Annotated in this window: 12 protein-coding genes; 9 read left to right on the top strand and 3 right to left on the bottom strand. The window is 69.5% G+C overall.

Going from position 1 to position 10,940, the window contains the following annotated elements:
- The 8 genes from sufB to ACO1X9_RS07100 form a co-directional block, all read left to right on the top strand.
- Positions 1-766, top strand: a 766-nt coding sequence (gene sufB / locus ACO1X9_RS07135) for a Fe-S cluster assembly protein SufB (RefSeq protein ID WP_486350127.1), incomplete at its 5' end; no start/stop codon positions are given.
- 62 nt (positions 767-828) lie between these two features.
- A complete protein-coding gene (gene sufD / locus ACO1X9_RS07130; RefSeq protein WP_486350126.1) occupies positions 829-1,932 on the top strand; it encodes a Fe-S cluster assembly protein SufD in 1,104 nt (367 codons plus the stop codon).
- Positions 1,929-2,243 carry a non-heme iron oxygenase ferredoxin subunit gene (locus tag ACO1X9_RS07125; protein WP_486350125.1) on the top strand — a complete coding sequence of 105 codons (315 nt, stop codon included), beginning with the start codon at positions 1,929-1,931 and terminating at the stop codon, positions 2,241-2,243. Before sufD ends, ACO1X9_RS07125 begins: the two co-directional genes overlap by 4 nt.
- Positions 2,240-3,010 (top strand): Fe-S cluster assembly ATPase SufC, encoded by a 771-nt coding sequence (gene sufC / locus ACO1X9_RS07120; RefSeq protein WP_486350124.1) that lies wholly within the window; start codon positions 2,240-2,242, stop codon positions 3,008-3,010. The genes ACO1X9_RS07125 and sufC overlap by 4 nt, the downstream gene beginning before the upstream one ends.
- A 30-nt stretch (positions 3,011-3,040) precedes the next feature.
- On the top strand, positions 3,041-3,370 hold the full coding sequence (locus tag ACO1X9_RS07115) for a metal-sulfur cluster assembly factor (RefSeq protein WP_486350123.1): 330 nt from the start codon (positions 3,041-3,043) through the stop codon (positions 3,368-3,370).
- A gap of 167 nt (positions 3,371-3,537) precedes the next feature.
- Positions 3,538-5,211 carry a sensor histidine kinase gene (locus ACO1X9_RS07110; protein WP_486350122.1) on the top strand — a complete coding sequence of 558 codons (1,674 nt, stop codon included), beginning with the start codon at positions 3,538-3,540 and terminating at the stop codon, positions 5,209-5,211.
- Entirely contained in the window at positions 5,208-6,413 is a 1,206-nt protein-coding gene (locus tag ACO1X9_RS07105) for a diguanylate cyclase domain-containing protein (RefSeq protein ID WP_486350121.1), read from the top strand. Before ACO1X9_RS07110 ends, ACO1X9_RS07105 begins: the two co-directional genes overlap by 4 nt.
- An 86-nt stretch (positions 6,414-6,499) precedes the next feature.
- On the top strand, positions 6,500-6,871 hold the full coding sequence (locus ACO1X9_RS07100) for a hypothetical protein (RefSeq protein ID WP_486350120.1): 372 nt from the start codon (positions 6,500-6,502) through the stop codon (positions 6,869-6,871).
- Between the two features lie 35 nt (positions 6,872-6,906).
- On the opposite strand, the gene ACO1X9_RS07095 is transcribed toward ACO1X9_RS07100, so the two are convergent.
- Both ACO1X9_RS07095 and ACO1X9_RS07090 read right to left on the bottom strand, forming a co-directional pair.
- Positions 6,907-7,737 (bottom strand): response regulator transcription factor, encoded by an 831-nt coding sequence (locus ACO1X9_RS07095; protein WP_486350119.1) that lies wholly within the window; start codon positions 7,735-7,737, stop codon positions 6,907-6,909.
- Between the two features lie 83 nt (positions 7,738-7,820).
- Positions 7,821-8,432: a biotin transporter BioY gene (locus ACO1X9_RS07090; protein WP_486350118.1), complete on the bottom strand. Its 612-nt coding sequence runs from the start codon at positions 8,430-8,432 to the stop codon at positions 7,821-7,823.
- Positions 8,433-8,557: 125 nt separating this feature from the next.
- Between ACO1X9_RS07090 and ACO1X9_RS07085 the strand changes: the two genes are divergently transcribed.
- The gene (locus tag ACO1X9_RS07085) at positions 8,558-10,156 is read left to right on the top strand and encodes an ABC-F family ATP-binding cassette domain-containing protein (protein ID WP_486350117.1); all 1,599 of its coding nucleotides are present in this window, start codon (positions 8,558-8,560) and stop codon (positions 10,154-10,156) included.
- 3 nt (positions 10,157-10,159) lie between these two features.
- Here ACO1X9_RS07085 and ACO1X9_RS07080 read toward each other — a convergent pair whose 3' ends face one another.
- Entirely contained in the window at positions 10,160-10,939 is a 780-nt protein-coding gene (locus ACO1X9_RS07080) for an SURF1 family cytochrome oxidase biogenesis protein (RefSeq protein WP_486350128.1), read from the bottom strand.
- Position 10,940: the final 1 nt, after the last annotated feature.

The raw sequence follows: 10,940 nt of genomic DNA, 5'->3' as shown, positions 1-10,940 counted from the left end.
GTTCGAGCGAACGCTGATCATCGCCGACGAGGGCTCCTACGTGCACTACATCGAGGGCTGCACGGCGCCGATCTACAAGTCGGACTCGCTGCACTCGGCCGTCGTCGAGATCATCGTGAAGAAGAACGCCCGGGTCCGGTACACGACCATCCAGAACTGGTCGAACAACGTCTACAACCTCGTCACCAAGCGTGCGATCGCGCACGAGGGCGCGACGATGGAGTGGATCGACGGCAACATCGGCTCCAAGGTGACGATGAAGTACCCCTCGATCTACCTCGTCGGCGAGCACGCGAAGGGCGAGACCCTGTCGGTCGCGTTCGCCGGCCCCGGCCAGCACCAGGACGCCGGCGCCAAGATGATCCACCTCGCGCCCTACACGACCTCGTCGATCGTCTCGAAGTCGATCGCGCGCGGCGGCGGACGGGCGGGTTACCGCGGCGAGGTGCGGGTCGCCGAGAACGCGCACCACTCGGCGAACACCGTGCGCTGCGACGCCCTGCTCGTCGACACCATCTCGCGCTCCGACACCTACCCCGCGATCGACATCCGAGTCGACGACGTACAGCTCGGCCACGAGGCCACGGTGTCGCGGGTCTCCGAGGAGCAGCTCTTCTATCTGATGTCCCGAGGGATGGCGGAAGACGAGGCGATGGCGATGATCGTGCGCGGCTTCATCGAGCCCATCGCGCGCGAACTGCCGATGGAGTACGCGCTCGAGCTCAACAAGCTCATCGAGATGAGCATGGAAGGCAGCGTCGGCTAGTGGCCGCAGGTACGGAAGCCGCTGAGCGGCTGGGAATCGTCGCGCACACGGACGGCCCTGTCGTGCCGGTGCAGACGCGTTCGGAGCGTCCGAAGTCGGCGAAGCACTCCGACTTCCCGAAGGTCGAGGGCTGGGAAGCCGACTGGAAGCTCACCCCCGTCGACAAGCTGCGCGACCTCATCGACGACGCGCTCGACGGCGCGCCCTACGCGATCCAGTACCCCGAGGTCGCGGGCACGACGGTCGAGTGGATCGATCGCACGGATGCCCGCATCGGCTCGGCGGGACTGCCCGAGGAGCGTGCCGCGGCGAACGCCTGGAGCACCTTCGAGAAGGCGCTCCGCATCGCCGTCGAGGGTGAGACCGAGGCGCTCACGATCACTCGGGCCGCACTGGGCACGACCCCGCGCGCGGCGCACGTGCTCATCGAGGCCGCGCCGGCATCCCGCGGGCTCATCGTGCTCGACGGCCGCGGCGACGCGTCGCTCTCCGAGAACGTCGAGATCCTCGTGGGCGCGGGCGCCGACCTCACCGTCGTGAGCCTGCAGGAGTGGGCCGACGGCGCTCGCCACCTCGCGAGCCACTTCGCCCGGCTGAGCAAGGACGCGAAGCTCACCCACATCGTCGTCTCGCTCGGCGGTGCGATCGTGCGGGTCAACCCGTCCGCCCACCTCGCCGAAGAGGGATCCGACGCCGAGCTCTACGGCGTCTACTTCGCGGATGCCGGACAGCACCTCGAGCAGCGCGTCTACGTGCACCACGACGCGCCCCACACCCGCAGTCGCGTCACCTACAAGGGCGCGCTCAACGGTGAGGGCGCGCGCACCGTCTGGGTCGGCGACGTGCTCATCGGCCGTTCCGCCGTGGGCACCGACACCTACGAGCAGAACCGCAACCTCGTGCTCTCCGACGGCACACGGGCGGACAGCATCCCGGACCTCGAGATCGAGACGGGCGACATCGCGGGCGCGGGCCATGCCAGCGCCACCGGTCGCTTCGACGACGAGCACCTGTTCTACCTCCAGGCACGCGGCATCCCCGAAGCGGAGGCACGTCGCCTCGTGGTGCTCGGCTTCCTGCTCGAGATCGTGCACCACATCCCGGAGCCGGTTCTGCAGGAACGGCTCATCGCCGCCCTCGTCGCGGAGCTGGAGGACGCCCGATGAGCACCAAGGTGTGCGCCCTCGCCGACCTGTCGGTCTCGACCGCCCGGAAGGTCGTCGTCGACGGCACGGCGATCGCCGTCGTCATGGACTCCGCGGGCGACGTCCACGCGATCGGCGACACCTGCACGCACGGCGACATCTCGCTCTCGGAGGGCTTCGTCGAAGACGACACCCTCGAATGCTGGGCCCACGGCTCGAAGTTCGAGCTCACCACGGGCAAGCCCCTGACCCTCCCGGCCTACGAGCCGGTCCCCGTCTTCGCGGTCGAGATCCTCGACGGCGACGTCTACATCGGAGAGAAGATCTCATGACCACGCCTCAGTCGGGCAGCAGCCTCATCATCCGCGACCTCCAGGTCTCCATCGAGGCCGACGGTGCCCGCAAGCAGATCCTCAAGGGGGTCGACCTCACCGTCAACGCGGGTGAGATCCACGCCGTCATGGGCCCCAACGGCTCGGGCAAGTCGACGCTCGCGTACACGATCGCCGGGCACCCGCGGTACACGGTCGACGGCGGCTCGATCGAGTTCGACGGCGAGAACGTGCTCGACATGAGCGTCGATGAGCGCGCCCGGGCGGGCCTCTTCCTCGCGATGCAGTACCCGGTCGAGATCCCCGGCGTCACCGTCGCGAACTTCCTGCGCACGGCGAAGACCGCGATCGACGGCGAGGCGCCCGCGATCCGCTCCTGGGGTCCGACCCTCAAGCAGGCGATGACCGACCTCAAGATGGACCCATCGTTCGCCGCGCGCAACGTCAACGAGGGCTTCTCGGGCGGCGAGAAGAAGCGCCACGAGATCGTGCAGCTCGAACTGCTCAAGCCGAGATTCGCCGTGCTCGACGAGACCGACTCGGGTCTCGACGTCGACGCGCTCAAGGTCGTCTCCGAGGGTGTCAACCGCGCCCACGCGGCGACGGGTCTCGGGGTGCTGCTCATCACGCACTACACGCGCATCCTGCGCTACATCAAGCCGGACTTCGTGCACGTCTTCGTCGACGGCCGGGTCGCCGAGGAGGGCGGGCCCGAGCTCGCCGACCGTCTCGAGAACGAGGGCTACGACCGCTACGTCACCGCGTAACGATCCCGCCCGCCGACGGAAGGACGCAGAATGCCCAGCGCACTCGCCCCGGAGCTCTTCGACAAGGTCGAGGACGGTCTCAAAGACGTCATCGACCCCGAGCTCGGCGTCAACATCGTCGATCTCGGTCTCATCTACGACCTCACGTGGGACGACGAGAACGACGCGCTCATCATCTCGATGACGCTCACGTCGGCAGGCTGCCCGCTCACCGACGTCATCGAGGAGCAGACCGGCCAGTCGCTCGACGGCATCGTCGACCGGTTCCGGATCAACTGGGTATGGATGCCGCCGTGGGGCCCTGAGCGCATCACCGACGACGGCCGGGACATGATGAGAGCGCTCGGCTTCAGCATCTGACGCGCAGCGGCAGATGTCGGGCGCCGAGGGCGGCCGACCGAGCGCTCCGGCGTCTGCCGGGTCGGCTTCAGCATGTGACGCGCAGCGCTCGCGGTTGCTGCCCCCAGTTCTGAGGGCACCAGGATGGGGACGCGCGTGAGCGGTGCCGCCGCGACTAGCCTGAACCCGTGCCGGGGGGAGACCGGACCTCAGGTCCTCAGAAGCGCGGCCGGGTCGCGTCGGGGATTCTCTCTGCCCAGCTCCTGATCTGCGGCCCCATCCTCGTGGTGGTTCTCGCCGCGGTGATCGTCCAACCGGACATCTACGCGCAGCCCGTGCTCTTCGCGGTCGTGGCCTTCTTCTTCGTCCTCACCGCTCTCGCGGCGCTCGTCCCCTGGGACTCGATCTCGCGCACCTGGGGGAAACTCCTGCCGTTCGTGAACCTGGCGGGCATCATCCTGCTGCGCGAGCTGGCTCCGCTGACGGGCGTCGGGCTGCTCGTGCTCCTGCCGATGATCTGGATCGCCCGCACGTTCGACCGTCGACTCACCATCGCGGGCGCCGTGGGCACGATCGCGGTGATGTGGGGGCTGCGCCTGCTGCGGCCGGAACCGCTCGGAAGCGCAGACTTCGTGAGCTTCGTCGTCGTGCCCGTGCTGGTCGCCTTCGTCGCGAGCGCCGTCTACATCGGATCGCGACGTGCACGCGCGCAGTCGACGCTCCTGAGGCAGCACTCGGCGCTCGTGCAGACCGCACTGGCGAAGGCGAGCCGCCAGGAGGAGGTGCTCAACGAACTCCTCAACGCCGTCGACTTCGGAGTGATCGCCTTCGACAAGACCGGCACGGTGACCTTCGTCAACCGCCGTCAGCGGCAGTACCTCTCCGATTTCGGCACCGACCCGGACGCCGTCGTCCACGAGCTCGTGTATCAGGCGGACGGCGTGACTCCGTACACCGACGAGGACCGGCCTCTCACCCGCGCCCTGAGCGGCCAGGCCTTCGACAACCTGATCGTCTGGGTCGGCGAGCCGGGGGAGCGCCGCGCCGCGCACGCCGTGAGCTCGCGCATCCTGCACGACCGCGACGGCGAGTACGACGGCGGCGTCATCGTGCTGAGCGACATCACGAAGGAGCTCGAGGCGGTGCGGGCCCGCGACGACCTCGTCGGCTCGGTGTCGCACGAACTGCGGTCGCCGCTCACCTCCATCCTCGGCTATCTCGACCTCGCCCGCGACGACGAGCAGATGGGCGCCGAGACGCGCCGTATGCTCGAGGTCGCCTACGGCAACTCCGAGCGGCTGCTCGTGATCGTGACCGACCTCCTGCGTGCCGCGAGCGACGCCGACAAGCAACTCGCGATGACGTTCTCGTCGTGCGATCTCGCCCAGATCGCCCGGGACTCCGTCGAGGCGCATCAGGTCATGGCCGACGAGCGTGAGGTCGAGCTCTCCCTCGAGGGCGCGGGGACCGCCATCGCGACCGTCGACCCGATGCGCATGCGGCAAGTGCTCGACAACCTCGTGACGAACGCGATCAAGTACAACCTCGAGTGGGGATCGGTCGTGGTGAGCGTCGGCGCCGAGGACGGCCACGTCTTCGTCGAGGTGCGCGACACAGGACAGGGCATCCCCGAGAGCGATCTGCCGCGTATCTTCGACAGGTTCTACCGTACGAATGCGGCCCGGACGTCGACGACCGTCGGCACGGGCCTCGGCCTCAACATCACGCGCGAGATCATCCACCGCCACGGCGGAGACCTGACGGTGACGAGCGAGCTCGGCATCGGCACGACGTTCCGTATCACGGTGCCGACGGAGCGGGATGCCGTCGTGTCGACCGAGCAGGGGGCGGTGGCGGCATGATCCTCACCCTCGACCTGACCACGCTCGCGATCGTCAACGCGCTCATCGTGCTCGTCTGCGGCATCGCGTTCCTCCTCGAGACGATCATCCGGCGCAGCGACGAGGTCGGCCGGCTCTGGAGCATGTTCTTCATCGGCATGATCTTCGCGCTCTTCGCCTACATCGTCGGGGCTTCGCAGCCGACGGAGGCCTGGTGGGCGTTCGCCGCGGGCAACGGCGCTCTGGTCGGATCGCTCGGACTCGTCTGGGCGGGGGCACGGCGTGCCAACAAGCGGCGCGGGCTCGTCGTCGGCGTGCTCGCCGTCGCGATCGCGACCATCGTGGTCGGCCTGCTGCAGGGTCCCGGCTACGGCTACTGGACGGGCGCACTCATGCTCTTCCTCGGCGCGGCCTTGTTCTGCGGACTCTCCGCGTTCGAGTTCGCCCGGGGCTCGCTCGCACGGCTCCCCAGCGCCCGCGTGCTGGCCGTCGGCCTCGCTCTCATGACGGTCTACTACGCGACCCGCTCCGTCGGATTCGTGCTGTTCGGACCTGACGACCCGGTGTGGGACGCGATCTACGGCGCGGCGACCTCGACACTCATCGAGACCGCGCTCACCGCGCTCGGCGCGATGACACTCTCCTCGATGCAGGCCGATCGTTTCCGGCGCGGGGAGGTGAGCGACGCCGACTACGGGACGACGGTCACGATCGACGGCATCCTCGGTCGCGACGAGTTCCGGGCCCTCACCGAGTCGTGGCTCGTGCGCTCGATCCGCAGTCGCACGACGCTCGTCCTCCTGCTCGTCGAGCTCGCCGACCTCTCCGAGGTGAACCTCGCCTTCGGTCGCGCCGCGGGAGACTCCGCGATCCGACTCACGGGCCGTGTCGCCTTGCTGCACGCCCCGACGGCGTCGCTCGTCGGACACCTCTCGCCTCGCCGGTTCGCGCTCGTCATGGAGCTGTCGACGAGCGACTCGGTGGAGGCCATCGCCGACCGCATCGGCGATTCCGTGCTCAGCACACCCGTCGACGAGCAGGACAGGTTCCGCGCCTCGACGTTCAAGGGCATCGCGACGACCAGGACGAGTGGCGCGCGCTTCGACGATCTGTTCCGAGCGGCCGCGGACGGCGTCGCGGCCGACAAGGCGAGCGCGCGCGCCCTCGCCGAGCGGCATCAGGATGCGCTCTCGCGACCTGAGGCGAAGCTGAGCGAAAACTGACCGCTGCTTGAGCCTGCGGTGACCCGCACCGGCCAGACTGGGGTGCGATCAGTGCATCCGATACGAGACAGGAGAGGGAAGACCGCGTGACCTACCAGCACATCGATGTCGCGCGCATCCCCGACCTCGCCCGCGAACTCGCGATGGATGTCGCGGCATGCCTGCGCTTCGTCGACGACTTCCTGCACGCCTGGGAGACCCGCCGTACGCGCGTGCTGCGCGCCGTCGAGAGCCCCGCCGTGGACGACGCGCTGGCGGCGCTCCTCACCCTCTCGACGTCGAGCGCGATGGTCGGCGCGATGACCCTCAGCGCCGCGGCGAAGCAGCTGCACGCGGAGTCCCGGCAGCTCGGCACCGTTCCCGCCACGGGCGCCATTCACCTCGAGCGCATCGGCGCCGAGTCGATCGCCGAGCTGCGACAGGCGACCGACGGGTGGCGCTCCATGCTCGTCGCCTGACGCACAGGACGGCGAGCTCGAGCCGGGGCGGCGGGCTAGAGCGCGCCGTCGGAGCCCGTCATGCGGTAACCGACACCTCGAACGGTCTCGATCCAGCGCGGCGTGAGGGAGTTCTCGCCGATCTTCTTGCGCAGGTTGCCCATGTGCACCTCGATGCCGCGCTTGTCGGCGTCGGAGACGAAGTTGTTGGTCACGTAGGACTCGTTGCGCAGCAGGATCGCGAGATCGGCCTTCGTGCGCACCCGGCGACCCGACTGCATGAGGGCGGCGAGCAGATCGAACTCGCTGCGCGTGAGCGGGATCTCCTGACCGTCGGCGAGCGCGAGTCGGGTGCCGAGGTCGACCATGAGTCCGAGGTGCTCGAGCCGCTCGCCCGGGACCGCGGAAGGGGACCCGCCTGCGGCCGGGGGAGGCACGGCCGCCGCCGGCGTCGGGGCGGCGGGGGCTTCGAACTGACGCCCGGCGCTCACGGGCTCGGCGGCCGGGGCGGCGCCGCCGCGCGGGCGACGCAGCATCGCCTCGATGCGAGCGCGCAACTCGCGCGGTCGGAAGGGTTTGGTGATGTAGTCGTCGGCTCCCGACTCGAGACCCTGAAGGGTGTCGATCTCCTCGCCGAGGGCGGTGAGCATGACGATGTAGGAGTCGGAGAAGGCCCGGATGCGCTTCGCCGTTTCGAAACCGTCGATGCCCGGCATGTTGACGTCGAGCGTGATGACGGTCGGGGAGACGGCACGAACCGCTTCGATGCCGTCATAGCCGTTGGAGCGCGCGGTGACTTCGAAGCCCGCCTGGCTCAGCACGGTTTCGAGCAGGTGGCGGATGTCGTCGTCATCCTCGATGACGACCGCGCGGCGTACGGCTTCCATGACTCTGAATCGTAGGGTGCGAAGACGCCGAAGTCCTGCGCAACGCCGTTGATCTCACCTGGACTGGGGGCATCGCCCCGGCATCACTCGGGCTGAGGGCTCCGGCCCGTGTCGAGCTTCTCGGCACCCCACCACGCGAGCGGCAGGATGCCGGCGGCGAGGACTGCCTTGATCGCGCCGCCGACGAGGAACGGCCAGAGGCCGGCGTTGAGCGTCTGGGCGAGGTCGAGCTGCAGAACGACGGCGAGCCACGGCAGTCCGACCGCGAAGACGACGAGCGTGCCGGCCACGAAGGTCGCGAGGGCCTTGAGCACCTGCCGCTCCCAGGCGCGCTCGGAGAGCCAGCCGACGAGCGCGGCCGACAAGATGAACCCGAGGATGTAGCCGCCCGTCGGGCCGAGCACGACCTCGAGGCCGGAGCCGTAGTCGCTGAAGACCGGGAGTCCCAGGATGCCGACCACGGCGTAGAGCCCGAGCGAGATCGCGCCACGCGCGGCGCCGAGGGTCGCGCCCACGAGCAGCACGGCGAGGGTCTGGCCCGTCACCGGCACGGGGATGAGCGGCACCGCGACCTGCGCCAAGAGCGCGGTGAGCGCCGCGCCGGCGACGACGAGCACGACGTCGAGAGCGAGCGTGCGGCCGAACACCCTGTCGGCGAGGACGAGACGGGGAGCAGCGGAAGAGATCGCAGACATGCGGTAGAGAATCCTGTTCGGTCAGCCGACCCTGTCGGGGCTCCGGCTAGACTAGCGGGCTGGGTCGCACGCGTCCGTTGTCGACACCCTCCACGAAATCCACCCCCTTCTTGAAAGGCTCCGCCGTGCTCGCCGTCTCCGACCTCGAGATCCGGGTCGGCGCGCGCCTGCTCATGGAAGACGTGGCGTTCCGCGTCGAGAGGGGCGACAAGATCGGCCTCGTCGGGCGCAACGGCGCCGGCAAGACGACACTCACCAAGACACTCGCCGGCGAGACCCAGCCGTCCGGAGGCGTCATCACGCGCACCGGCGAGATCGGCTACCTGCCGCAGGACCCGCGCTCGGGCGACCCGGAGGACACCGCCCGCACCCGCATCCTCGACGCCCGCGGCCTCGGACGGCTCGTGCTCGACCTCCGCACGGCCACCGACGAGATGGCGAGTCCCGACGAGAAGGTCAGCGCCGCGGCGATGGACCGCTACGGCCGCCTCGAAGACCGCTTCCTCGCCCTCGGGGGCTATGCGGCGGAAGCGGAGGCGGCATCCATCGCCTCGAACCTCGCGCTGCCCGACCGCATCCTCGACCAGCAGCTCAAGACCCTGTCGGGCGGTCAGCGCCGACGCATCGAGCTCGCGCGCATCCTGTTCTCGGGGGCCGAGACCATGATCCTCGACGAGCCGACCAACCACCTCGACGCCGACTCGGTCGTGTGGTTGCGCGAGTTCCTCAAGGGGTACGCTGGCGGCGTCATCGTGATCAGCCACGACGTCGACCTCGTCGACGAGGTCGTGAACCGCGTCTTCTATCTCGATGCGAACCGCCAGGTCATCGACATCTACAACATGGGCTGGAAGCACTACCTCCGCCAGCGCGAGGCCGACGAGGAGCGGCGCAAGAAGGAGCGCGTCAACGTCGAGAAGAAGGCGACGCAGCTGCAGCTGCAGGCCGCACGCTTCGGCGCGAAGGCGTCGAAAGCGGCCGCGGCCCACCAGATGGTCGCGCGCGCCGAGAAGATGCTCTCCGGTCTCGACGAGGTACGTGTCGCCGACCGCGTCGCGAAGCTGCGGTTCCCCGATCCCGTCGCGTGCGGCAAGACGCCGCTCATGGCTCACAACCTCTCGAAGAGCTACGGTTCGCTCGAGATCTTCACGGCCGTCGACCTCGCGATCGACCGCGGCTCGAAGGTCGTCGTGCTCGGCCTCAACGGCGCCGGCAAGACGACGCTCCTGCGCATGCTCGCCGGGGTCGACAAGCCCGACACCGGAACGATCGAACCCGGCCACGGGCTGCGCATCGGCTACTACGCCCAGGAGCACGAGACGATCGACGTCAAGCGATCGGTGCTGGAGAACATGATCGCGGGTTCCCCCCACCTGACCGCGACGGAGGCCCGGCGCGTGCTCGGCTCCTTCCTGTTCACGGGCGACGACGCCGACAAGCCGGCGGGAGTGCTCTCGGGCGGCGAGAAGACCCGACTCGCGCTCGCGATGATCGTCGTCTCGGGCGCCAACGTGCTGTTGCTCGACGAGCCGACGAACAACCTCGACCCGGCGAGCCGCCTCGAGATCCTCGGCGCCCTCGCGGGTTACACGGGCGCCGTCGTGCTCGTCTCACACGACGAGGGCGCCGTCGAGGCGCTCAACCCCGAGCGGGTGCTCATCCTGCCGGACGGTGTCGAGGACCACTGGAACCCGGGCTACGCCGACCTCATCGCGCTCGCGTAGCGATCAGCTGCGCGCGTCGAGCAGGGCGTCCTCGATCTCGGCATCCCGCTCACGGCGCCGCACCGGCGAGGCTCCCGCCGCGATCTTGCGCTCCCGCCGCACGGCCCAGGCGAGTCCGACGAACGCGAGGAGGCCGAAGGCGATCCACTGCAGCGCGTACGACAGGTGGGAGCCCTCGTCGAGCGAGGGGCGGAACGCGGGAAGCGGAGCCTCCGCGGCAGCCGGGGACTCGTCGACGACGAGGCCGTACGTTCCCGAGTAGACCGGGGCGTCGACGAGCTCGGCGACCGACGGCAGGTGCACGGTCGCGAGCTGCCCCTCGGGTGCGGAGCGTCCGGGGATCTCCGGCTCGCCCGAACGCAGGCGTGCGACCACGACGACGTCGCCGCGCGGCGGCGCGGGCACCGCGGCCGGGGCCTCGAGGTCGTCGCCCGCCGGCACCCACCCGCGATCGACGACGAAGACCCGACCGTCGTCGAGCAGCAGCGGGACGAGCACCTCGTATCCGGCGAGCCCGTTGCGGGGGCGATTGCGCACGAGCAGCTGCTCGTCGGCGAGGTACTCGCCGCGCAGCGTCACCGGGTGCCACTCCGCGGCATCGGCGATCGCGTCGAGTGCGGGCAGCAGCTCGTCGAGCTCCTCGGGCGCGGCGTCGTAGTTCGCCTCGATCCGGTCGACCCGTTCGACGGCCTCCGCACGTCGCGACCACTGCCACCACGACAGCAGACCGCACGCGAGCGCGAAGACCACCGTGAGGGCGACGTAGCCGCCCCAGCGGCGCATC

It is taken from the genome of Pseudolysinimonas sp. (assembly GCF_057350545.1).
The sequence above is the reverse complement of the archived record's forward strand: the minus strand, read 5'-3'. Positions and strand labels throughout refer to the sequence as shown.